The organism is Halorubrum gandharaense (assembly GCF_054654575.1).
Genome location: NZ_BAAIET010000002.1, coordinates 1230651 through 1252712, shown reverse-complemented (window position 1 = coordinate 1252712; position 22062 = coordinate 1230651). Strand labels below are relative to the sequence as shown.

21 protein-coding genes and 1 tRNA gene are annotated in these 22062 nt (G+C 66.7%); 15 read left to right on the top strand and 7 right to left on the bottom strand.

Features of this window, described 5'->3' with window-relative positions; all coding sequences use genetic code 11:
* Together ACYQ07_RS15350 and ACYQ07_RS15345 are read left to right on the top strand one after the other, a co-directional pair.
* On the top strand, positions 1-219 hold a 219-nt coding region (locus ACYQ07_RS15350; RefSeq protein ID WP_459883036.1), incomplete at its 5' end, for a hypothetical protein.
* Positions 220-559: 340 nt separating this feature from the next.
* The gene (locus ACYQ07_RS15345; RefSeq protein WP_459883034.1) at positions 560-1120 is read left to right on the top strand and encodes a TATA-box-binding protein; all 561 of its coding nucleotides are present in this window, start codon (positions 560-562) and stop codon (positions 1118-1120) included.
* Between the two features lie 113 nt (positions 1121-1233).
* On the opposite strand, the gene ACYQ07_RS15340 is transcribed toward ACYQ07_RS15345, so the two are convergent.
* Positions 1234-2439: a Cdc6/Cdc18 family protein gene (locus ACYQ07_RS15340; RefSeq protein WP_459883033.1), complete on the bottom strand. Its 1206-nt coding sequence runs from the start codon at positions 2437-2439 to the stop codon at positions 1234-1236.
* Between the two features lie 1593 nt (positions 2440-4032).
* Here ACYQ07_RS15340 and ACYQ07_RS15335 point away from each other — a divergent pair.
* On the top strand, positions 4033-4608 hold the full coding sequence (locus ACYQ07_RS15335) for a hypothetical protein (protein WP_459883072.1): 576 nt from the start codon (positions 4033-4035) through the stop codon (positions 4606-4608).
* 93 nt (positions 4609-4701) lie between these two features.
* Positions 4702-6687: a DEAD/DEAH box helicase gene (locus ACYQ07_RS15330; RefSeq protein ID WP_459883031.1), complete on the top strand. Its 1986-nt coding sequence runs from the start codon at positions 4702-4704 to the stop codon at positions 6685-6687.
* 108 nt (positions 6688-6795) lie between these two features.
* Here the strand turns inward: ACYQ07_RS15330 and ACYQ07_RS15325 are convergent, their stop codons facing one another.
* Positions 6796-7662, bottom strand: a complete 867-nt coding sequence (locus ACYQ07_RS15325) for a hypothetical protein (protein ID WP_459883030.1) — start codon at positions 7660-7662, stop codon at positions 6796-6798.
* A 239-nt stretch (positions 7663-7901) separates the two neighbouring features.
* Here ACYQ07_RS15325 and ACYQ07_RS15320 point away from each other — a divergent pair.
* Positions 7902-7975, top strand: a tRNA-Tyr gene (locus ACYQ07_RS15320).
* Between the two features lie 117 nt (positions 7976-8092).
* Here ACYQ07_RS15320 and ACYQ07_RS15315 read toward each other — a convergent pair.
* Both ACYQ07_RS15315 and ACYQ07_RS15310 read right to left on the bottom strand, forming a co-directional pair.
* Positions 8093-8215, bottom strand: coding sequence for a hypothetical protein (locus ACYQ07_RS15315; protein WP_459883028.1), 123 nt, complete (start codon positions 8213-8215; stop codon positions 8093-8095).
* Positions 8216-8317: 102 nt separating this feature from the next.
* Positions 8318-8839 (bottom strand): universal stress protein, encoded by a 522-nt coding sequence (locus tag ACYQ07_RS15310; protein ID WP_459883026.1) that lies wholly within the window; start codon positions 8837-8839, stop codon positions 8318-8320.
* Positions 8840-9017: 178 nt separating this feature from the next.
* On the opposite strand from ACYQ07_RS15310, the gene ACYQ07_RS15305 reads away from it, so the two are divergent.
* Genes ACYQ07_RS15305 through queC form a run of 3 tightly spaced genes read left to right on the top strand, consistent with a single transcriptional unit; the run spans position 9018 to position 11131 of the window.
* Positions 9018-9473 (top strand): 6-pyruvoyl trahydropterin synthase family protein, encoded by a 456-nt coding sequence (locus ACYQ07_RS15305; protein WP_459883025.1) that lies wholly within the window; start codon positions 9018-9020, stop codon positions 9471-9473.
* Positions 9473-10363: a 7-carboxy-7-deazaguanine synthase QueE gene (locus ACYQ07_RS15300; RefSeq protein ID WP_459883024.1), complete on the top strand. Its 891-nt coding sequence runs from the start codon at positions 9473-9475 to the stop codon at positions 10361-10363. The genes ACYQ07_RS15305 and ACYQ07_RS15300 overlap by 1 nt, the downstream gene beginning before the upstream one ends.
* Positions 10364-10414: 51 nt before the next feature.
* Positions 10415-11131: a 7-cyano-7-deazaguanine synthase QueC gene (gene queC, locus ACYQ07_RS15295; RefSeq protein ID WP_459883023.1), complete on the top strand. Its 717-nt coding sequence runs from the start codon at positions 10415-10417 to the stop codon at positions 11129-11131.
* Positions 11132-11214: 83 nt separating this feature from the next.
* On the opposite strand, the gene ACYQ07_RS15290 is transcribed toward queC, so the two are convergent.
* Positions 11215-11475: a hypothetical protein gene (locus ACYQ07_RS15290; protein WP_459883022.1), complete on the bottom strand. Its 261-nt coding sequence runs from the start codon at positions 11473-11475 to the stop codon at positions 11215-11217.
* Positions 11476-11633: 158 nt separating this feature from the next.
* Here ACYQ07_RS15290 and ACYQ07_RS15285 point away from each other — a divergent pair, with 158 nt between their 5' ends.
* Both ACYQ07_RS15285 and ACYQ07_RS15280 read left to right on the top strand, forming a co-directional pair.
* On the top strand, positions 11634-12839 hold the full coding sequence (locus tag ACYQ07_RS15285; RefSeq protein WP_459883020.1) for a redox-regulated ATPase YchF: 1206 nt from the start codon (positions 11634-11636) through the stop codon (positions 12837-12839).
* 110 nt (positions 12840-12949) lie between these two features.
* Positions 12950-13684 (top strand): DNA methyltransferase, encoded by a 735-nt coding sequence (locus ACYQ07_RS15280; RefSeq protein WP_459883018.1) that lies wholly within the window; start codon positions 12950-12952, stop codon positions 13682-13684.
* A gap of 185 nt (positions 13685-13869) precedes the next feature.
* Here the strand turns inward: ACYQ07_RS15280 and ACYQ07_RS15275 are convergent, their stop codons facing one another.
* Both ACYQ07_RS15275 and ACYQ07_RS15270 read right to left on the bottom strand, forming a co-directional pair.
* Complete coding sequence (locus ACYQ07_RS15275) at positions 13870-15582, bottom strand: aldehyde ferredoxin oxidoreductase C-terminal domain-containing protein (protein WP_459883017.1); 1713 nt, start codon at positions 15580-15582, stop codon at positions 13870-13872.
* Positions 15583-15654: 72 nt separating this feature from the next.
* A complete protein-coding gene (locus tag ACYQ07_RS15270) occupies positions 15655-17097 on the bottom strand; it encodes a cobyrinic acid a,c-diamide synthase CobB (protein ID WP_459883015.1) in 1443 nt (480 codons plus the stop codon).
* A gap of 484 nt (positions 17098-17581) precedes the next feature.
* On the opposite strand from ACYQ07_RS15270, the gene ACYQ07_RS15265 reads away from it, so the two are divergent.
* The 5 genes from ACYQ07_RS15265 (at position 17582) to ACYQ07_RS15245 (ending at position 22013) form a co-directional block, all read left to right on the top strand.
* Positions 17582-17833: a DUF8028 family protein gene (locus tag ACYQ07_RS15265; RefSeq protein WP_459883013.1), complete on the top strand. Its 252-nt coding sequence runs from the start codon at positions 17582-17584 to the stop codon at positions 17831-17833.
* Between the two features lies 1 nt (position 17834).
* Entirely contained in the window at positions 17835-18086 is a 252-nt protein-coding gene (locus tag ACYQ07_RS15260) for a DUF7123 family protein (protein ID WP_459883011.1), read from the top strand.
* Positions 18087-18325: 239 nt separating this feature from the next.
* A complete protein-coding gene (locus tag ACYQ07_RS15255) occupies positions 18326-19060 on the top strand; it encodes a TetR/AcrR family transcriptional regulator (RefSeq protein WP_459883009.1) in 735 nt (244 codons plus the stop codon).
* Positions 19057-20658 carry an MATE family efflux transporter gene (locus ACYQ07_RS15250; RefSeq protein WP_459883007.1) on the top strand — a complete coding sequence of 534 codons (1602 nt, stop codon included), beginning with the start codon at positions 19057-19059 and terminating at the stop codon, positions 20656-20658. The genes ACYQ07_RS15255 and ACYQ07_RS15250 overlap by 4 nt, the downstream gene beginning before the upstream one ends.
* Positions 20659-20669: 11 nt before the next feature.
* Positions 20670-22013 carry an MFS transporter gene (locus ACYQ07_RS15245; RefSeq protein ID WP_459883071.1) on the top strand — a complete coding sequence of 448 codons (1344 nt, stop codon included), beginning with the start codon at positions 20670-20672 and terminating at the stop codon, positions 22011-22013.
* Positions 22014-22062: the final 49 nt, after the last annotated feature.

The following is a 22062-nucleotide window of genomic DNA, read 5'->3' as shown; positions in this document are numbered from 1 at the left end:
AGTTCACATGGTAGGCCGTCCGACCGGGCGCTCGCCGGCGAGCTCCGCCGGCGAGCGCACCAGTGTCCACTTCCGGGATCCCAGTATCTCCAGAAAACGGGTCGAATGGTCGAGTGTAGCGTGATCAGTATGAGGGGAACCGCAGAGAGCCCGCCGGCGGCAGCAACGCTTCCGGCTGCTGATGTCCGGTCGAAGGAAGGCCTCCTCGTGTGCGCGTGAGAAAAGAATTGATTCAGGGAGACCCTCATCGGCCACTGCGAAGAAGAGGCGTAGCACATCAACCATGTGACGACGGATCTGGTGGATCAGCGACAACGAAACGGTGCATCAACATGGGTATATGTAGTTCATATCCTCTGATGTGGCGAGACGCGTTGGCAGAGCCCGCCATCGAGCACCAAATAATCCCGCTTTCGGATATTCTATCGCCAAGATTTAGAATTATATAAGAGCTATGCATATCTCACCGATCAATCCACAGTCAGTACTCGAAATAGCCGGCGTGGATGTTTATAACACCGGCGTTTATAAGGGAGGGGCACACATATAAAAGCGAACGATGACGAACCCTGCTGACTCCATCGAGATCCAGAACGTAGTCGCATCGACGGGTATCGGACAGGAACTCGACCTCGAAGCGCTCGCGGAGGACCTTCCGGGCGCTGACTTCAATCCGGACAACTTCCCCGGCCTCGTCTACCGGACGCAGGAGCCGAAGGCGGCTGCCCTGATCTTCCGTTCCGGGAAGATCGTCTGTACGGGCGCAAAGAGCATCGACGACGTTCACGAAGCGCTCGGGATCATCTTCGAGAAGCTCCGTGGTCTGAGCATCCCCGTGGAGGAGGACCCGGATATCACGGTCCAGAACATCGTTTCCAGTGCGGACCTCGGTCACAACCTGAACCTGAACGCGCTCGCGATCGGGCTGGGTCTCGAGGACGTCGAGTACGAGCCCGAGCAGTTCCCCGGCCTCGTGTACCGGATGGACGAGCCGGAGGTCGTCATTCTCCTGTTCGGCAGCGGGAAGATCGTCATCACCGGCGGCAAGCGGACGGACGACGCCGAGGAAGCGGTCGAGGAAATCGTCGAGCGGATCGAGAGCCTGGGTCTGCTGGGCTAACTGGGTCAGCACGGAGTATTGGGCTCACAAACGTCGTTTATGCGAAGGTGTCAATGCGAACAGCGAGGGCCACCGCCACAATGTGCAGCCGGCGGTAGGCGCTTTTCGCGTCCTTAGGCCGTCTCCGCATCCTCGGTGAGCACTTCTTTGACGACCTCAGGATCCTCGAGAAGCTGGTGTTTGGTGTAGCTGCCCTCCGCGCTGCCGCCGCTGTGTTTCGACTGCTCAATGATGTCGAGGAACGCGTGTTCTTTCAGCAGGTCACGGACGCGGCGCAGCGAGAGACTGTCGGAGCCCTCCTGCCGGCAGATGTTCTCGTAGATCTCGTACACCCGACTGGTGCGAAAGCCGTCCTGACGGCCGTTGGACAGCGAGAGTAGGGCGAGCGCTTGGAGCACGTACCGGGAATGCGGCGTCGACCCGCGAATGAGCTCGCGGAAGCGGTCGGTCTCCGCGCGCTCGCGGGCCTGGGTGACGTAGTCCTCGCGGACGGTGCGCTCGCCGTTCGCCTGCGCGATCTCGCCGGCGTATCGGAGGATGTCGATCGCCTTGCGGGCGTCACCGTGTTCGCGCGCGGCGAGCGCGGCCGCCCGCGGGATGGTTGACGGTTCGAGCACCTCGTCGTGGAACGCGTCGGACCGGGCGTCCATGATGTCGCGCAGCTGGTTGGCGTCGTACGGGGGGAAGACGAACTCGCGTTCACAGAGGCTCGACTTGACCCGCTCGTCCATGCGGTCTTTATACTGGATCTTGTTGCTGATCCCGACGACGCCGAGCTTGCAGTCGGTGATCTTGCCGGCCTCGCCCGCGCGAGAGAGCTGCATGAGGATCGCGTCGTCGTCGAGTTTGTCGATCTCGTCGAGGATGATCAGGACCACGTCATATCGCTGGTCGAGGATGCGCCAGAGTCGCTTGTAGTACGTCGACGTGGAGAGACCCTTATCAGGGACGTTGATGCCGGTCGCGTCGGGGTCGTTGACGCCGTCGGCGATCGTCTGGACCGCCTGTGTCTCGGTCGTGTCCTGGGCACAGTCGACGTACGCGAACGTGGCGTTGACACCCTCCTCGCCGGCGGTGTCGACGAGCCGCTGGGAGACGTACTTCGCACACAGCGACTTTCCGGTGCCGGTTTTTCCGTAGATGAGCACGTTGCTGGGACTCTGCCCGAAGATCGCGGGGTTGACCGCGGCCGCGAGGTCGGCGATTTCGTCGTCGCGACCGACGATCCGCCCCTCGCCCGGGAGGTGGCTGATCTCGAGGAGCTCCTTGTTGGCGAAAATGGGGTCCTCTCTCGTGAAGAGGTCGTCCGCTGCGTCCATACACGGCACACCGCGTTTCCGGTGAAATGTGTTCCGTTTTTGGCGTGTCGAGACACACACCGTGTTTCCGGTGAAATGGGTTGGAGTGGGGGTGAAGTGGGGGTTGTGGTTCACCGGAAACGTGGTGTGGGATCCGTTCGCGAGGGAGCCAAACATGGTCAGAGGAGGTCAGTGCAGTAGTCAGCAAAGTTGAACGGTGAAGCACGCGGACGCCGGCGAGCGCAGGCGCCGAATCGTGGGACGACTCCACGTGTCCGTTCGGAAAACTCGGGGCCATGCTCAGTGCAAGCGTTAGCTGCCTGCTACAGACTTTCGTCAGCTACCTAAGCATTCGCCGTATCCCACAACGATCCGCCATCCACCGCTATCGCCGGCGCGCTCCCTCTCGGTTGAAACCTTCTGGGTCTCCGCATGCACCTGAACATTATCGACGAATTCCAACGGGTTCCAACGGGTCCCAACGGACTCCGAGAGGACTCGTTTCATCTCGACCGTTCACAGAGTTCTCTCTATTGTAGCCACAGTAGACTTAGTGAACTTTTAGATAGTTTCTTATTTATATTCTTCTATCGAGTTGACTCCACCGGCGGACGGAAAACCACGGAACGCTAACGACCACCGACAACCACCCCCCATTTCACCGGAAACACGGTGTGTCCGCGAACGGCAGATCGACCGCCGTGAGTCATCACTGTAGTTCACCAGCGTTGGCGTCGGCACCTCACATGAATACGACTCGCGCCGCGGATGGGGCCACTCTGCAAACCCGTCGTTTCGACCCATCGTTTCGACTTTTCGCCCGGCACAGTACCTCCCCAGCAGCACCAGCCCATTCATCGGAAACATGGTGTGTTTTCGCACAAGACGCGCCGTATACCCCACAACGGCCCATTCCACGGTTTCGTCTCCTGGATGTCTCGCCGTGATATTCTCCCTCGATTCTTCGATCAGCACCCACTGTCCCGCCGATCACTCTCGCCGGCGTACTCACAGGGTACTCCACACGAACGACCTCCCACGAGATGCAGGATATCACTCTGACTCACACAGCAGACGGGATCTCTCCCGCCCGCACGAAAGGCCGACTCCCGACACCTCGTTTCCGATGAAACACGAAATCCGAGAACGACGGCTCGCTCATCGGTCACCGGAGGTACTCATTGTTCACCGGAAACACGGTGTCTCCCCGAGTACTCAATAAGCTGCCCCCCATCGACGCCCTCCTCACCCGTTCGACAACCAGCCCAATGCTTCACAATCCGATCACCTGCTCGTCGCCGGCGGGAACGGTACTGGCGACACCGGTCTACTTGCTGGCGTCCGACGATCGCGGGTGACAACGGGTGCCACCATGTGGTGACAACCATGTACCGGCAACCATGTGCCGGCAACCATGTGCCGGGGTAACAGTAATGTGCCCCGACGGACTACGGCTACACAGTGGCATCCCGACAGCACGGGCCGGGAGGCGACGACGCCACCGGCGCCAGACCGACGGGCAGCGCGGGTGTTTCGGCACACGACGCCGACGCACGGACCACGAACGCACGAACCGTCTTTTCGGCTGACTCCACCGACTCCGCCGCCTCGGCTATCGCTCAGGAGTCCAGTCGTGTCTCCCAATCGGCAGGGAAAACACGCCGCCGGCGGCCGGAGGATCCCCCCTTGCGTGACCCCGGACTGTACGCGCTCACGGACCACTTCCGCGAGCGACTGGGACAGGCCGGTCGCTACGTCTCAACGCGGACGGTGAGCGACGCCATCCGAGATGGCCAGCTTCGCTGGAATCGAACCGACGGGTGGCGATTCGCGCTGGTCGAGAACGGCGTGCGCTTCGTGGTGGTCGTCGGCGACACGGAAACGGAGTCCCCAGTCGTGGTCACGGCCTGGACGGAGGTTGCCGACCGGCAGGCCGCGCTACGGTCCGCCCGATGGGACGAGACGGACGTCGACACGATCGCCGTCCGCTCGGCGCTAAGCGCCGCCTCCGATTCTCGGATTCCCGACCAGATACGCCCGCGAGCAGTTTCGCGACCGTTGGAGATCGCGGGCCACCGCCTCCGGACTGACGCCGGTGACCCCGCGCTCCACTGCACGGAGTGCCGGGGGCAGTTTCGCTCCAAGCAGGGGCTTACCACCAGATACTGCCAGGGGCGATCTGGAACGTAGTCTGGGAGAGCCCCCGGTCCACTAACGGTCGCGCCGTCGCGGGTGAACGACCAGTCGCTACCCCTTTCCCGCTTCCCGCCGTTCGATCGGATAATGGACGAGACGGAGGCACCCGACGGCCAGCCGGAGGTGCCGGACGAAGCGACTGAGGGGACGCCCGACGAGGCGACGGAGGATCCTGTCTCACTCGAACGCTTCCACGAGGCGCTCGAAGCGGAGGGACGGCCGATCGCCACCGCACAGGAAGTCGCCGCGAGAGTCGGAACGACGCAGGCACGCGCACGCGACGGGCTGGAGGCGCTCGCCGAGCGCGGCGACGTGGACCGCGTCGACGTGGAGAGCGACCCCGTCGTCTTCTACCCGCACGACTGGGGAGCGCTCGCCAGCCGGGAGCGCGTCGTCGCGTTCCCGACCCGCCGGGAGATCGTCGTCGATCGGCCCACGCAGTACACCCGTGCACAGCTCGCGCAGTTCGCCCATCTCGTCGACACCACCGGGACCGAACCCGGAACCCGAGGGTACCTCTACCGGATTCGCCAGGAGGATATCTGGGCCGCCCCCTTCGAGGAGCTCGACGGCCTGCTCGGGAGCATCAGATCCGTGCTCCCACGTCGCTACCCCCACCTAGAGGACTGGGTGGGCGACCAGTGGCGCCGGGCTCACCAGTTCCGGCTGTACACCCACGAGGACGACTACGTCGTTCTCGAGGCCGCCACGAAGAGTCTGATGGGCAACGTCGCGGACCAGCACCTCGCGGAGGACCACCTCCGCGCCCCAATCTCCGACACGGAAGCGTGGGTGAACGCGGACGCGGTCGCCGGCGTCAAGCGCGCGCTCTACGAGGCGGGGTACCCGGTCGAGGACGACCGCGACCTCGAGATCGGCGATGCCGTCGACATCGAGCTCACCACCGAGCTCCGCGACTACCAGCAGGAGTGGGTGGACACGTTCACGGACAAGCGCTCGGGCGTCTACGTCGGCCCGCCGGGCTCCGGCAAAACGGTCGCCGCCATCGCGACGATCGCCGCGGTCGGCGGCGAGACGCTGATTCTCGTGCCCTCGCGCGAGCTCGCCGGCCAGTGGCGCGAGGAACTGCTCTCACACTCCACGCTCGACCCGGCGGACATCGGCGAGTACCACGGCGGCGAAAAGGAGATCCGCCCGGTCACCATCGCCACCTACCAAACCGCCGGGATGGACCGCCATCGGAGCCTGTTCGACGCCCGGCGGTGGGGGCTCATCTGCTACGACGAAGCACACCACATCCCCTCACCCGTGTTCTCCCGCTCGGCGGAACTCCAGGCCAAACACCGGCTGGGCCTCTCCGCAACCCCCGTCCGTGAGACCGGCAGCGAGGAGGAGATCTACACCCTGATCGGCCCGCCGATCGGCGCCGACTGGGACGCGCTGTTCGAGGCCGGGTTCGTTCAGGAGCCGGAAGTCGAGATCCGCTACGTCCCCTGGCGGCACGAGATGGCGCGCAACGAGTATGTGAGCGCGGACGGACGCGAACGCCGGCGGCTCGCCGCGGAGAACCCCGCGAAGATCGACGAGATCCAGTATCTCCGCTCGGCACACCGTGACAAGAAGGCGCTCATCTTCGTCGAGTATCTCGACCAAGGGGAGGCGATTTCCGACGCGCTCGACGTGCCGTTCATCAGCGGAGAGACACCCCACCACGAGCGCTCCCGGCTGTTCGAGCGGTTCCGCGCGGATGAGAGCGAATCGCCGGGTGCAGGCGACTCCGGAACCGGCGCCGGCGCCGAGGGCGAAAGTGCCGCACACCCGTACGACCCGGCCGCGACCGACGGCGACCCGCTCGACACGCTAGTGGTCTCCCGGGTGGGCGACGAGGGGATCGACCTCCCCAACGCGGAGCTCGCGATCGTCGCCTCCGGGCTCGGCGGCTCCCGTCGGCAGGGCGCCCAGCGAGCCGGGCGGACGATGCGCCCGCAGGGTTCGGCGCTGGTGTACGTGCTCGCCACCCGCGGCTCCGCAGAGGAGGATTTCGCCCAGCGTCGGATGCGCCATCTGGCTCAAAAGGGCGTTCGCGTCCGCGAGACGAACGTCGCGGAGTGAGGGAAACGTCGCGGAGTGAGGGAAACGTCGCGGAGTGAGGGAAACGTCGCGGAGTGAGGGAAACGTCGGCGAGTGGGGAAACGCCGGCGAATGGGGAAACGGCTCCGCCTACGTCGAAAAGTCGGAGATCGTCCCGTCGTTCCCGTCGTCGTCCTCCCCACTCCGCTCCTCGTCACCGCCAGCTTCGGCGTCCATACCGCCAGCCGACCCCGACGGCTCGCCCCACGGGTTCTCCGGGTCGACGGGTGCCACAGCCTGTGACAGCTCCTCTTCATCGTAGTCGTGGTCCCCATCGAGGAGCATCGCGAGCCGCTGCCATCGAGCACTCTGCTCATCTTCGCCTTCGGGCCCCACGCGGGCGCCGCGCGTCTTGAAAAAGCGCGTGCCGCGCCCTTGTCGTGAGCCCTCGCCCGTATGCTGGTCGAAGATCAGGTCGAACTCGCCACCCGGTTCGAGGTCCCCGACCGGGAAGTCGTGTGCCGGCTCCTCGCCGCGTTCGCGGGCGTCGGCCCGGCGCTCGGCCACTCGCCGGAAGTACTCGTCGGCGTTCGACGCCTCCCGGGTCGAGGTCGCGCGGGCGGCGGCGAGCGCGGCGTGGATCGCACACAGTCGTCCCTTCCACTCGTCGGACTCCCAGCGCTCGGTCGCGAGCTCCTCGTAGCGCTCGATCAGCAGCGCCACCTCGTCGCCCGCGCGGAGGTCCTCGACGACGTAGAGGTTGAGCCGGTCCCAGAGGTTCCACGCGTAGCCCGAGCGCGCGAGCTCCCATGCCGCCCACGCGGCCACCTCCTCGTCGGAGCGCCGAACCGCCTTCTGGAGCAGGCTCGACACGTCGTAGCGGCTGTAGCCGCCGTCGGTCTCGTTCGCCTCTTTCGGCTCGCCGAAGTCGTTCTCGCCGGTCGCCTCGGGAGTGGTGTCCGTCTCCAGGCTCCCGTCGGACCCGAACGTCGCCTGTCGGTCGTCGCCGTCGCTCATACTCCCGCTCCCGCGCCGAGACGCTTAAAAGCCGTGCGCGCGGCCAGCCATGTCGCCGGGCACCCGCCGTTCGAGCGTTCGCTGTTCGAGCGCTCGCCGTCCGCCCATCGACGGCGAGTCGGGCGACGTCGGGTGGGACCGGCGCCGCCGGCGTGCGAATTCGCGCCACGCTAGTGGGCCACAGATCAACCCGGAAAGAGAACTCTTAAGGGCAGTCACGCGCCTACGAAAAGATGCGACCGGCCTTAGCTCAGCCTGGTAGAGCAGCCGACTGTAGATCGGCATGTCCCCCGTTCAATTCGGGGAGGCCGGACTGAATTTTCGTGCATCCGCACCCACCGTAGCCACGGCGACCTGGATCCACACGCCACGCTGACCCCGGAATCCGTCAGGAATCCATAAGAGCTGTTCCGCGCCTTCCGCTTGTCCGTTAGTCGCCGTCGAGGAAGACGGCCACGGTACTGTACAGCAGAAACGCGAGCCCGGCGGCGAGAAACAGGCCGAGCGCGACGATTCCTGCCCACAATCCCCAGGTGAGGAGCGTTCCAATCATAGCCTGACGTTTTGCAGGTGCAGTGATAATTGTTGCTAACCTCGACGGGAATCAACGACGGCAGGTTCGTCGGCGGCTCATCAATGACTCGCGGGCACCTCTCTACGACTCCGAGATTTCCCCGTTTCGGCTGACGGTGACGACGGGCACGTCGGCCGTGCGGACGACCTTCTCGGTGACGCTGCCGATCAGCATCCGGTCGACGCCCGTTCGGCCGTGCGTCCCCATCACGATCATGTCGGCGTCGATATCGTCGGCGTAGTGCCGGATCACCTCGTACGGCGTCCCGGGATGAACGAGCGTCTCGACGTCCACGCCCTCGAACTCCGCGGCTACCTCCGCGACGGCGGCCTCCGCGCGCTCGACGACCTCCCGCTTTTCGTCGGGCGTATCGCTGCGGGGATCACCCATCGCGGCTTGCTCGTCGGCGTGATGCCCGTCGCCCATCCCTGGTGTGGCGTCGGTGGCGCCGGTGGCGACGAGCCCGAACTCGACCGGTCGGTCGTCGACGGCGTAGAGAACGTGCACCGTCGCGTCGAACGCGGACGCGAGCGCCTGCACGTGGTCGATCGCGGCCTTCGCACCACCGCTCCCGTCCGTCGGGTAGAGAATCCGGTCGTACATCTCGACAGGGAGTTACGCCGCAACGCACAAAATAGCGGTGGCCGAAAACCCTGAAAATTGGACGTAAAGAAACGTTACCGTCCGTTTCACGACTCTCTACCCGAAGCGTTCCTGTGACCCGATCCCATCGACCCGCCGAGCCAAAGCGTTTATGAGGTCACTGGGAGATTACCACAGTATGTCTGAGAGATTATCCAAAGAACCCCCGTCGGTCCTCGATCGCGCCGGCGAGCGCACGCTCCACATCGGACGGGATCGGCCGATTCGCATCTCGGCCGGCCATCGACTCCAGCATCACGACGGGAAGTGCAGTCGCCCGCATGGTCACAACTACGAGGTGTCCGTCACGGTGCGCGGCGAGCTGACCGCCGAGGGGTGGGTCGTCGATAAGGGCGTCGTCACCGACGTCATCGACGAGTGGGACCACGTCTTCCTGCTGGAGGACGGCGACCCGCTGGTTGAGGCGTTCGCGGACGCCGGCGACGAGGACGGGACGGTCGTGCTCGACGCGCCGCCGACCGCGGAGGTGATGGCGGCCGTCCTTGAGGAGAAGCTTCGCGACCGGCTTCCGGACACCGTCACCGCCGTCTCCGCCTCCGTCAGCGAAACGAGCGAGCTGTGTGCGGCGCCGTAATGCCCGTCGCCAGCGATGTCGTCGAGGAACCGACGGACGGCGACAAGCGCCTCACGAACGACGACGCGCTCCCGATCAACGAGCTGTTCGCCTCGCTGCAGGGTGAGGGGAAACTCGCCGGCCAACCCTCGACGTTCGTGCGTACCAGCGGGTGTAATCTCCGCTGTTGGTTCTGTGACTCCTATCACACCTCCTGGGAGCCGACCGGGGCGTGGCGCGACCGGGAGGCAATCCTCGAGGCGGTCGCCGAGCGCGACCCCGACCACGTGGTCCTCACGGGTGGCGAGCCGCTCGTCCACGACGGCGCCGCCGATCTCCTCGAAGCGCTCGCCGAGCGCGGCTACCACGTCACCGTCGAGACGAACGGCACGATCGTGCCACCCGAGGGGACGCCGATCGACCTCGCTAGCGTGAGCCCGAAGCTCGCGTCCTCGACGCCCACACCCGATCGCCCGCCCGCGGGCGTTAACCCCGACGAAGCAGACAACGCCGACGATTCGGACGGAACCGACGCCGAGCTCGAACGGTGGACCGAGAAACACGAGGCGGACCGACTGGACCGCGACGCGCTCGCGACGCTGGTCGACCGCTACGAGACCCAGCTGAAGTTCGTCGTCACCGGTCCCGACGACCTCCCCGAGATCGAGGCGCTCGTTGCCGACGTGCGAGAGCGGCTCGCAGCGCGCGACGACCTCGCCCCCGGCATCGCGACGGCGACCGACGCCAGAGACGCGCTCGGGGACGACGACGTACTCCTGATGCCCGAAGGACAGACCCGCGAGCGACTCGCGGAGACGCGGCGCGTGGTCGCCGACCTCGCACTCGAACACGGCTACCGCTACACGCCGCGTCTGCACGTCGACCTGTGGAACGACGCCCCCGGAACCTGAACCGGACGCCAAATCCGACCCGACACACCCCATAAACGACCCAACGCACCCATGAACCACGAATCCGACACCACCGACAAACGCGCCGTCGTCCTCGTCTCCGGCGGCATGGACAGTGCGACGACCGCCTACGAGGCCGCCGCGCGCGGCTACGAACTCTACTTCCTGCACACCTCCTACGGCCAGAACACGGAGTCGACGGAGTACGAGTGCGCCCGCGCGCTCGCCGAGCGCGACGACCTCCCGGTCCGCGACTTTCTCCACATCGAGACGGATCACCTGAAGCGTATCGGCGCCTCCTCGCTCACCGACGACTCGATGGCGGTCGCCGACGCCGACCTCGACAGCGACGAGATCCCCGCCTCGTACGTTCCGTTCCGCAACGCCAATCTGCTGTCGATGGCCGTCTCCTACGCTGAGGCCAACGACTGTGGCGCCGTCTTCGTCGGCGCTCACTCCGAGGACTACTCCGGCTATCCGGACTGTCGCCCCGAGTTCTTCGAGACGTTCGAGACGATGGTCGACGTGGGGACGAAACCCGAGACCGACATCTCGCTCGAAGTCCCCTTCGTCCACGACTCGAAGACGGACATCGTCGAGCGCGGGCTCGAACTCGACGTGCCCTACGAGATTACGTGGTCGTGCTACCGTGACGACGAACCCGCGTGCGGCACCTGTGACGCCTGCGCGTTCCGCCTCGAGGCGTTCGCGAACGTCGGCGAGCGCGACCCGATCCCGTACGCGGAGCGCCCGCCGGCGGACGACTGAATCGGGAACCAAAGCGGCGGACTCGTCAGTGACAACGAACAGCGGAACCGGCCGCCCCGCGGCGGGCTCTGACACCGCCGACGCTACTGCCGAGAATCGTCGTGGTGGCTCGCGTGTTCCTCATCGTCGCTTGCGTGCTGCGGGTCCTCTGCCGGCGTTTCTCCCTCGCTGTCATCGTCCTCAGCCGTCGCCGACTCCTGGCGGCGCTTCGCGTCGCGTCCCGCGTGAATCGAGCCGACATCGGAGTAGCCTTCGTGAAACTCCCGAATCGAGGTCCACACGCTCGCGAGCGCCGTGCGCAACCGTCCCCGTGAGTCGTCGTCGGACGCCTCGGATTCGGTCATGTCGGTGATGATTGTCGTGTGCCAACTTGTACGTACCGCCGGCGAGGATCGCGTGCAACGGGCTTTGGGCGTCGGGAATGCTAGTGGACACTGTCACCAGTACACACGCCACCGCGGCTCTCGCATCGCTTTTTACCGCGGATATCCCAGCAAGGGTAATGAGCTACCGTATCGGCCTCGTCGGCAAGCCCTCCGTGGGCAAGTCGACGTTCTTCAACGCTGCCACGATGAACGACGTGCCGGAGGGCGCGTACCCGTTCACGACGATCGACCCGAGCGTGGGCGAGGCGTACGTCCGCGTCGAGTGTGCCGCCCCGGAGTTCGACGAGACCTGCACGCCGAGCGTCGGCGTCTGTGAGGACGGCACGCGGTTCGTCCCCGTCCAGCTCGTCGACGTCGCCGGGCTCGTCCCCGGCGCACACGAGGGCCGCGGGCTGGGCAACCAGTTCCTCACCGACCTCAACGAGACGGACGTGCTGGTGCACGTCGTCGACTTCTCCGGCAAGACCGACATCGAGGGCGAGGCCACGGAGGGCCACGATCCCCGTGAGGACATCGACTTCCTCGAAGAGGAGCTCGACGCGTGGTACCTCGACGTGCTGGAGAAGGGTCTCGACAAGTACGAGACGAAGTATCACGGTGCGGAGTCGGACATCGAGGTCGAGCTCGCCGAGCAGATGTCGGCGTTCGGCATCAACAAGGACCAGATGAAGCAGGTGATCCTCGCGGAGGGGCTCGAACTCGACCCCGACACCTGGGAGGAAGAGGAGAAGGCGGATCTCGCCCGCGAGATCCGCAAACGCACGAAGCCGATGGTGGTCGCGGCCAACAAGATGGACACGCCCGAAGCCCAGGCAAACTGGGAGACGATCACCAACGACCCCGACTACGACCACCTCTCGTTCGTCTCGGCGAGCGCGCACGCCGAGAAGGCGCTGAAGAACGCCGCCGAAGCCGGCGTCGTCGACTACACGGCGGGCGACGACGGCTTCGACATCGTCGGCGACGTCTCCGACGAGCAGGAGGCGGGCCTGCGACAGATCGAGGAGTTCGTCGAGGCGTACGGCGGCACGGGCGTCCAGCACGCCCTGGAGGAAGCCGTCTTCGACGTGCTCGGCTGTATCGCCGTCTTCCCCGGGACCGCGAGCGGGAGCCGCGACGACAACAAGGGCGTGTTCCGTGACTGCTTCATCCTCCCCGAGGGCGCCACCACGGAGGACTTCGCGTTCCACATCCACTCGGACATCGGCGAGGGACTCCTCCACGGCACCGACTGTCGGAGCGAGCGTCAGGTCGGCACCGGCCACGAGCTCGACCACCGGGACGTGATCGAACTCGTCTCGACGAAGCAGGCGGCGCCGTAGGCGGGGTCGTGGCCGGAATCGTCGGCAGCGAACCCTCACCGGTTCCGCCGGCGGCCACCTCATCGCCGCTTCGCACGCTTTTAAGCGCGACCAACACGGACGCCCTTCCAGTGCAGACGTTTCTCACCCTCCCGCACGCACACGACGAGCCTCTTCCTCCATGGGCAGACGCGGAGCCGGACCTCCGGCTCCCGCGTACGCTCGTCGACCGGATCGTGGCGCGGTGTTCGGAGCCGGGCGACGCCGTCCTCGACCCCTTCGCGGGGTTCGGCACGACGCTCGCCGCCGCGGAGGCCGCTGAACGCGAGGCGTACGGCGTCGAGTACGACGCGCGCCGCGCCGAGTACGTCCAGAGCCGCCTGAACCACCCAGAGCGCGTGGTTCACGGTGACGCCGCCACGGTCGACCTCGACCGCTTTCCGGCGGTCGACCTCCTCGTCACGTCGCCGCCGTACATGGTTGCGGGGATGGACGCCAACCCGTTCGAAAACTACGCCGACGAGAGCGAGACCAGCTACGACGACTATCTCGACGACTTCCGTCAGACAGTCGACCGCTTTCGCGCGACCCTCGCGCCCGATGCGACAGTCGTCGTCGAGGTGTCGAACCTCAAGTTCCTCGGCGAGGTGACGCCGCTGGCGTTCGACATCGCCGGCGAACTCCGGACGATCCTCGACTTTCGTGGCGAGGTCGTCGTCGGCTGGACGGACGCGGAAGAGGATGGCGCGACCGAGGACGAGACTGCCACCGCCCCTTTCAGTGACGGCGAGCGCTCCGCGGAGGATGCCAACGGAACGTACTCGTACGGCTACGACCACAGCTACTGTCTCGTCTTCGACGCGTAGCGGGGGCTAAAGCGCTGTGGCGGGGCACAGGGCGGTGGTCCGTCCGGTGCCGTTCGCCTCGCCCTCCCCAGCCGCCGACCGCGGGCCGTCGCGTCGCTCCGGCCCGCGGTCGGCCCCTCGTGCGCGCGTTTCTCGCGCGCACGCCGGAGGGCAGTGAACCCTTTTCAGCCGCATGCGTCCCCGTTTCAGTCGTCCGCGGGAGTCGCGCCGGCGTCGCTTCCGCCTCCGAGTTCCGCGGCGACCGTGTCAACCCGGTCGTCGGGGAGCGTGCCGTCCTCGCGGAGGCCGCGCTCGGCGTAGTACTCCTCGATGGCGTCGTCGAGATCGGGGAGATCGTAGGGGAGCCCGTCGTCGTCTCGATCCTTTCCCCGCTGATTGTTGAAGTGGCGCTCGCGCTCGATCGTCTCGGCGCCGATCGCGAGAAGGTCCTCGTAGTCGGCGTCGAGCAGCGTGGCGAGCCGCTCGTCCGTGACGTAGTCGCCGGCGAACGCACAGACGATCGCGGAGTCGCGGATCGCGTTCCGGTTCTCCTTTTGAACCAGAAGCTCGGACTTGCCGAGGGTTCCCTCGGGGTCGATCTCGCCCGAATATTCGGGGCTGAGCATCCCGGCGTACATGTGGTCGCCGCCACGGTTTGCGACCGCGTACGAGAGTCCCTGCCCGTGGAGCACACGACCGTCGTGGGCGGCGAACTCCATCCCCTTCACCGTGTAGTCGCCGACGCCGAGCTCCTCGTGGGCGCGGTGGACCCCCTCCGCGAGGAGGTCGGCGAGCTCGTCGCCGTCCTCCCGGTAGGCGATCCGCCGGAGCACGTCGCGCGCGAGCTCGGCGTTGCCGAACTCGCCCTCGCTTTTGAGGTAGGCAGCGATCGTGACGCCGGCCGAGATCGTGTCCATCCCGAGCACGTCACACAGCTCGTTCGCCTCCATCACGTCGACGATGTCGCCGACCCCCTGATTGGAACCGAACGCGTAGACGGTCTCGAACTCCGGCCCCTCGGTCTCGACGCCGCGCGCCTCGTCGCGGGTGGGGAGCTTGCAGGCGTACGCACACTGCGAGCACGCCTCCTTTTTGTACTTCTTCTCTTCGACGGCGTCGCCGCCGATGTCGGCGGCGTGCTCGAACTCGTACTCCTCGAAGTAGCGGGTCGGCAGCGAGAAGTTCTCGTTGATGAACTCCGTTCCGCCGGTCGTTCCCTGGCGTTTCATCCGGTCGTCGGAGGTCGCGGCCTCACGATGCACGTCCATCGCCGGCGGGTCCGCGATCTCGATCTCCGGGTGGGCGTCTCCCTCGAACGTCACCGCCTTGAGGTTCTTCGAGCCGAGCACGGCGCCGAGTCCCCCGCGCCCGAACGCGCGCGAGTCGTACGTCATCACGCAGGCGAATCGGACCCCGTTCTCGCCGGCGGGGCCGATGGTGATGCAGTTCTCAGGCCCCAGCCCCCGCGTTTCGGCGACGTGCTCGGACACCTCCGGCACCGTCGCCTCCCGGAGCTGTGGCACCTCCTCAAACTCGACACCGTCGTCGGTGACGTGGGCGATCAGGAGTTCGTCACTTTCGCCGGTCACCTCCAGTACGGAGATTCCCGCTCCGCAGAATTCCCGTGAGAGGTAGCCGCCGGCGTTCGTGGAGACGAGCCCGTCGGTGAGCGGTGAGAGGCCGGTCATCGACATCCGACCGGTAAACGAGGTCGTCGACGCCTGGAACGGCCCGGTCGCCAGATACGCACGGTTCTCCGGGCCGAGCGGGTCGGCGTCGAACGGAATTCGGTCGTGTGCTAGCGCCGTGGCGACGCCGCGCCCGCCGATGTACCGTCCCAGGATGTCGTCGATGTCGCTGTACGTTGCAGTGCGCTCGCCGCAGTCGAGCGTGAGAAGGGGTCCCTCGGCGTGAATCATGTGGGACGCTATCGTCCGCGTCACCAAAGCTTTGGCCCTGTATTTGTGACCTCCCGGCGTTCTCGCTCCCGCCTACGATCCCGTCGCGTAGTCGGCGGCGGCCGCCACGAGCCGGTCGAACGCGCCGCTTTCGGCGTGACGGTGCGCGTAGGTGCCGACGGTCCGATGCTCCGTCAGCCCGTCGCGGTCGCCGTCGATCCCCTCGCCCCGAACCACGTCGAAGGCGAATCGGGCGTCAGGCGCGGCGTCCACTGCGGCCTCATCGTCCCCCGCGCCGCGTCCCAGCGCGTGACTGGAGTAGTGGAACTCGTGTCCGCGCTGGGTTTCCCCAGGCTCGGCGGAGACGCGCGGCGCACTCGCTCCGCGGCGTGCTCGCAACTCAACGTGGTCGAGCCCCTGATACCGTTCGTGCATCTCGACGCCGCCGGGCAAGACACCCGCCATTTCGTGGGTCTCACCATCGACGGTCGTCAGCGACTCGGAGAGCGCCATCAGCCCGCCGCACTCGCCGAGCACCGGGAGGCCGTCGGCGGTCCGTTCGCCGAGCGTTTCAAGCGCCGGCGAGTTCGCAAGCGCGGCCGCATGATTCTCCGGATAGCCGCCGGGCAGGTAGACGGCGTCGGCCTCCGGGGGAAGACCGTCGCCGGCGACGGGTGCGAACGTCACCACATCGGCCAGCTCACGAAGCCGGTCCCGCGTGGCGGGATAGACGAACCGGAAGGCGTCGTCGCTCGCGACGGCGACGGTCGGACGCGGGTCGCGGGCTGGCGCCTCCGTTCGCGTGGTTCCGGGGGCCGGCACTTCCCGCGCCAGTCCGGCGATCGTCTCGGCCTCGACGGCCTCGGCCGCCTCCGCAACGGGGTCCTCCGGGAGGGGGGCCTCCTCGCCCATGTGGAGCCCGAGATGGCGGTCGGGGATGTCGAGGTCGTCCATGGGCGGGATCCGACCACACCAGGCGATCCCGTCCGGCAGCGCCTCGCGGATCCCGTCCGCGTGCCGGCCGCCATGCGCCCGCGAGGGGACCACGCCGGCGACTTCGACGCGAGGGTCCGTGACGGTGTCCGTCACCTCGTCCGGCAGGTCTGCGTGGGCTGCGTACTCGCGGAACCCGAGTGCGGTCGCGCCGACGCTCTCCATCCCGGCGCTCGCGTCGACGACGAGCACGACGGGTGCGTCGAGCGCGGCGGCCGTGGCCGCCGTCGAGGTGGCGGTGCCGTCGTACAGCCCCATCATCCCCTCCACGACTGCGACACGCTCCCGTCCACGACCGGAAATTTCGTCATCGGCCGCCCGGTGGATGTTCCGTCGGACGCCGTCGACGCCCTGCATCCACGTGTCGAGCGTGCGCGAGGGGCGGTCGAGCGCGGCGGCGTGGTGGCTCGGGTCGATGTAGTCCGGGCCCGCCTTCGCCGGAACAGGCTCGTATCCCGCGTCGGCGAGCGCGCGGGCGACGACCACCGCGGCGACGGTCTTGCCGACGCCGCTCGACGTCCCGCCGAGGACGACCGCCTTCACGGTTGCCTCCGGTCGCGCTCCCGCTCCAGCCGTCGGCCTCGCTTTCCCCGCTCGTCCGGATCGGTGTTCATGTCACTCGGTCGCTGCGGAAGGCTCATAAGTGGTCCGTCGCGCTCTCCGGACCATCGAGACGGGTCGGCGTCACACGCGACGGAATACCCAGCGGCAGTTCTCCCCATCGCCACGTCGAGCGTGGTGCGCGCGACGCGCACCTGCCGTCGAACCGGGCCGACCGGGCTCCGTATCGGACGCATGCCGGTTTGGCCCGCCGCAAACTGCCGGTCGGTGGGTGACGCAGAGAAACGCCCTCTCAGGCGTTTTTAAACTTTTTACCCCGATTTAAAACGTCCATGAACGGTTCGATACCTCCGATAAAACGACCGGAAACGACCGTCGGATCCGTTAATCATCCCGAATCGAACGGAACGCTCTCACCCCTATATGTGTCGTCGGGTCCGTGTCGAAATCGAGGCAGGTGACCCACATGTCGAACACATCCTCCACGTCAACCCCACGCACGTCCCGCCGGATGGGCGCCGAGCTCACCCGCAAGTGTCGCCGTCTGACCGCCGACGGGATCCGCGCCGGCGCCTTCTGGGCAGCCGTCCTGATCCCGCTCGCGTACCTCCCCGCGCTGTACGCGACGTCGAACGCCGGCTTCCTGCTGGCGCTGCTGACGCTTCACGTCGCGTGCGTCGTTATCGGCCACGAACACAACCACCCGGACACGAGCTAATATGAGCGCTTCCACAACCCCCACGGACGCGGAGAATCCCTCGTCGAAAGCCGACCGTCTCGCGGAGTTCCTCCGCGAGGAGGCCGCCGACGGCGAGGCGTACGTCAAAGCGAAGTTCATCGCCGACGATGTCGACCTCTCACCCAAGCAGATCGGCGCCCTGATCGTCCAGCTCCAGGACTCCGTGACCGATCTCGAGATCGAGAAATGGTCGTACACCGGCGCGACCACATGGCGCGTGTCGCGGGCGTAAGCACCCGAGCCAGTCGTGGGGCTACACGCTTAACCGCCGGCACTCTACCGACATCCACCCGGCGCCACCTGCTGATGGCGGTTTTTCACGCCTGCCCGGTTCCCGCAGCGATGCGCACGCCGGCGCCGCGACGGCCCCCGCCGGCACCGTGACCATTCTCGCGGCCGGCTCCCGGTGAACCGGTCAGTTACGCCCGTCATCGACAGGGATTTACCGAATGCTGACTGACCAGTCAGTCAATGAGCGACGAGCCGAGCGCCGCCGAGGAGATCATGGACGGCGTGTATCAGGCCCTCTGTGACCACGGCTACGCCGGACTGACGATGCAGGATATCGCCGACGAGTGTTCCAAGAGCAAGTCCCTCCTCCACTACCACTACGACACGAAAGAGGACCTGTTGGTCGCCTTTCTGGACTACATCATCTCGGATTTCGAAGCCCGCGTCGAGGGGCGTGCGGACGCCGACCCGCCGACGCGGCTCGTGGAGTTCGTCGGCTGGTTCGTGTTCGCGCCCGACGAGACGGACCGCGAGTCGTTCCACATCGCGCTGCTTGAGCTCCGGTCACAGGGTCCGTTCAACGACCGGATCCGCGAACAGCTCGCCCGCAGTGACGCGCTGTTGCGTGAAACGGCCGCGGAGATCCTCCGAGACGGCATCGAACGCGGCGACTTTCGTGACGTTGACGTCGAGGATACGGCGGCGATGTTGGTCGCCACGCTCGACGGCGCACGCACCCGGCAGATCACCATCGGCGCTGCGGAGGATGGCGGGGAGGCGTACACGCGGACCGTCGCCGAGGCGACCGTGAAACGGGTGCTCGAACCCCTGCTCGCGGACGGTGTGGAGCTCCCCTCCCTGGCGGAGACGGTCGAGGAACTCCCCGCTCGAACCGGTGAGGACCCGACGGAGCCGACGGAGCCGACGGACCCAACGGAACCGACGGAGACGGAAGACTCGGAGCAGCAGGAATGAGCACGGACGGGGAGTCGACGGACGAAGAGCAGCCGGAGACGGAGCGCGACGCACCGGCGGACGGCGACCCGACGGACGAGGAGCCGACGGTCGGCGACCGCTCGGTGAACGTCACGGACGGGGCGCTGTTCAAGCCGTTGTTACTCCTCTCGTTGCCCATCGTCGGGTCCCAGCTGTTGCAGGTCGCGTACAACCTCGCGGACACCTACTGGCTGGGCCGCGTCGGGCCGGACGCGGTCGCCGCGCTCACCTACTCGTGGGCCATCGTCTTCCTGATGATCAGCGTCGGCGGCGGGCTCACGGTGGCCGGCACCGTCCTCATCGCCCAGAACAAGGGGGCGAAGGACTTCGCGGCCACCCACCACGTCGCCGGGCAGACGCTCTCGTTCGTCACCATCGTCGCGCTGGTCTGCTCCATCGCCGGGTATATCCTCTCCCCGACGCTGATGAGCCTCGTGGGCGCCGAACCCGGGACGGACGCCTTCGAGTACGCCGTCCAGTACACGCGGATCATCTTCGTCGGTGCCGTGTTCATGTTCTGGTTTTTCATCTACGACGCGCTCTCCCGCGGCTGGGGAGACACCAAGACGCCGCTGTACCTGATGGGGATCTCGGTCGCGATCAACGTCGTGATCGACCCGTTCCTCATCCTCGGGTTCGCGGAGAACCCGATGTTCGCGTGGACCGGCACGGAGGCGCTCGGCGAGTCGCTGTACGCGGCGACCGGTTTCGAGGGGTACGGCGTCGCCGGCGCCGCCTACGCGACCGTGTTCTCGCGAGGGACTGCCGCGGCAGTCGGCATGTTTCTCCTGTTCAGCGGGCGCGTCGGGCTCCAGCCCACGCTCGGTGACCTGTGGCTGGACCTGCCGACGGTGAAGAAGATCCTCGACATCGGCGGCCCCACGGCGGTCGAACAGGGGTTCCGATCGTTCGGAATCACGGTGCTGACCGCGATCGTCGCGCTCGCCGGCACCGACGCCGTCGCGGCGTACGGGATCGCCACCAGACTCTCCACGCTGTTGTTCCTCCCGGCGCTCGGGCTCGCACGGGGGACCGAGACGGTCGTCGGCCAGAACCTCGGCGCCGACCAGGTGCGTCGGGCGAAGACGGCCGTGAAGCTGAGCTGTGCGATGGTCGTCGTCGTGTTCACGGTCGTCGTCGCCGCCGCCTACCCGTTCGCGGAGCCGATCGCGGGGCTGTTCATGGACGCCTCCACCGATCAGGGGACGGCCGTGATCGTGATGGCGGCGGCGTTCATCACGATCGCCGGCCCCTCCTACGTCTTCCTCGGCGTGTTCCAGATCCTGCTCGGGACGTTCCGTGGGTCCGGGTCGACCAGAACCGCGATGCTGTTCTCCATTCAGGAGCTCTGGGTGTTCCGGATTCCGGTGGCGTTCGTGCTGCTGACGGTGTTCGAGATGGGGATAACCGGCGTCTGGTACGCCTACGTGGTGTCGTACGTCGGCTCGGCGATCACCACCGGGCTCTGGTTCCTCCGGGGAACGTGGACGGACAAGGTCGTCGAGGGTGGCGGAGAGCCCGCCGGAAGCGACGGTCCGCTCTCGGAGACCGACGGCGCCACAACGGGGGGTGACTGAGCATGAGCCGTCTGCCAACGTTCGGGATCGAACGCCCGCCGACGGTCCTGCTGGCGGTGATCGCCAGCACCTTCTTCGTCGGGTTCGGCGGCGGCGTCGTCTTCCCCATTCTGCCGAATCTCGGTGCCGTACTCGGCATCTCGGCGTTCATGGTCGGCGTCATTCTCTCCGCGAACCGCTGGGTCCGGCTGGTGGCGAACGCGCCCGCCGGCGCGCTCGTCGATCGGTTCGGCACGCGCAAGCCGTTCATCTACGGGCTGCTGATCGAGGGGATCGCCACGTTCGGCTACGTCATCGCGCTGTTGATGCCGCCGGCCGAGTCGTTGCGCTGGCTCGCGGACGCGCTGCCGGCGTTCACCGTCGGTTCCGTGGCCGTCACCGCCGAGACGTGGGTCGCGCCCATCGCGTTCGTCGTCGCGCCGGAGACGTGGTTCCTGCTCGCGCGGATCCTCTGGGGGCTCGGCTCCGCTGCCGTCTTCGCGACGGCGTACACCATCGCCGCGGACGTCTCCGACTCCGGCTCGCGCGGCACCAACATGGGCGTCGTCCGTGGCGGGATCACGATGGGGTTCCCGGCGGGGCTCGTGCTCGGCGGCGTCGTCTCGTCGCTCGCCGGCAACGTGGCGGCGTTCGTCGTTGCCGCCATCTTCGCGCTCGTCGCGAGCGTCGTCGCCTACTGGCTCGTCCCCGAGACGCACGTCACGACCGAAGGCGAGAAGAAGTCGGTGAAACCCTGGGACGTGGACACCTCGGTGCCAGCGGTCACCGTCGGGCTCGTCAACTTCGGGCTGATGTTCGCGTACATCGGCGCGCTGTTCGCGACGCTCGTGCTCTTTCTGGGCGAAAACGAGATCTCGTTGCTCGGGCTGGACCCGCAGGGAACCTCCGGGCTGTTCATGGCCGGGACGGTGATCTCGGCGGCGACGTTCATGCTCGTCGGCGGGCGCATCTCCGACACGCGGGAGTCACGAACACCCATTCTGCTGGTGTTTCTCGTCGTCTCCTTCGCTGGCTTCCTCCTGCTCGCGCGGGCCGGATCGACCGTCGACCTCGCGTTAGCCTGCCTGTTCATCGGCGCCGGCCAGGGTGGCACCAGCGGGCCGATGATGGCGCTGCTCGCCGACCTAACGCCCGAAGAGCGGATGGGGCGTGCGTCGGGCACGAACAACGTGTTCGGCGACATCGGCGGCGGGCTCGGGCCGATGGTGTCGCTCCCGCTGATCGAGACGCTGGGCTTCACGGCCATCTACGCGGCGTGTGCGGTCCTCCCGCTGGCAGCCGGCGTCGTGCTCCTGTTCGGCGTGCGCCGCGAGACGGGGACGTTTCTCCCGGGGCGAGTGTCCACCGAGGCGTGAGCGCGGAGTAGAGGTGTGAAGACGGAGGGGTAAGAACGGAGGTGTTGGG

Coding starts and splice junctions, on each gene's coding strand:
- ACYQ07_RS15345 (WP_459883034.1), top strand. CDS start 560: ATGACGAACCCTGCTGACTCCATCGAGATCCAGAACGTAGTCGCATCG.
- ACYQ07_RS15340 (WP_459883033.1), bottom strand. CDS start 2,439: ATGGACGCAGCGGACGACCTCTTCACGAGAGAGGACCCCATTTTCGCC.
- ACYQ07_RS15330 (WP_459883031.1), top strand. CDS start 4,702: ATGGACGAGACGGAGGCACCCGACGGCCAGCCGGAGGTGCCGGACGAA.
- ACYQ07_RS15325 (WP_459883030.1), bottom strand. CDS start 7,662: ATGAGCGACGGCGACGACCGACAGGCGACGTTCGGGTCCGACGGGAGC.
- ACYQ07_RS15315 (WP_459883028.1), bottom strand. CDS start 8,215: ATGATTGGAACGCTCCTCACCTGGGGATTGTGGGCAGGAATCGTCGCG.
- ACYQ07_RS15310 (WP_459883026.1), bottom strand. CDS start 8,839: ATGTACGACCGGATTCTCTACCCGACGGACGGGAGCGGTGGTGCGAAG.
- ACYQ07_RS15305 (WP_459883025.1), top strand. CDS start 9,018: ATGTCTGAGAGATTATCCAAAGAACCCCCGTCGGTCCTCGATCGCGCC.
- ACYQ07_RS15300 (WP_459883024.1), top strand. CDS start 9,473: ATGCCCGTCGCCAGCGATGTCGTCGAGGAACCGACGGACGGCGACAAG.
- queC (WP_459883023.1), top strand. CDS start 10,415: ATGAACCACGAATCCGACACCACCGACAAACGCGCCGTCGTCCTCGTC.
- ACYQ07_RS15290 (WP_459883022.1), bottom strand. CDS start 11,475: ATGACCGAATCCGAGGCGTCCGACGACGACTCACGGGGACGGTTGCGC.
- ACYQ07_RS15285 (WP_459883020.1), top strand. CDS start 11,634: ATGAGCTACCGTATCGGCCTCGTCGGCAAGCCCTCCGTGGGCAAGTCG.
- ACYQ07_RS15275 (WP_459883017.1), bottom strand. CDS start 15,582: ATGATTCACGCCGAGGGACCCCTTCTCACGCTCGACTGCGGCGAGCGC.
- ACYQ07_RS15265 (WP_459883013.1), top strand. CDS start 17,582: ATGTCGAACACATCCTCCACGTCAACCCCACGCACGTCCCGCCGGATG.
- ACYQ07_RS15260 (WP_459883011.1), top strand. CDS start 17,835: ATGAGCGCTTCCACAACCCCCACGGACGCGGAGAATCCCTCGTCGAAA.
- ACYQ07_RS15255 (WP_459883009.1), top strand. CDS start 18,326: ATGAGCGACGAGCCGAGCGCCGCCGAGGAGATCATGGACGGCGTGTAT.
- ACYQ07_RS15250 (WP_459883007.1), top strand. CDS start 19,057: ATGAGCACGGACGGGGAGTCGACGGACGAAGAGCAGCCGGAGACGGAG.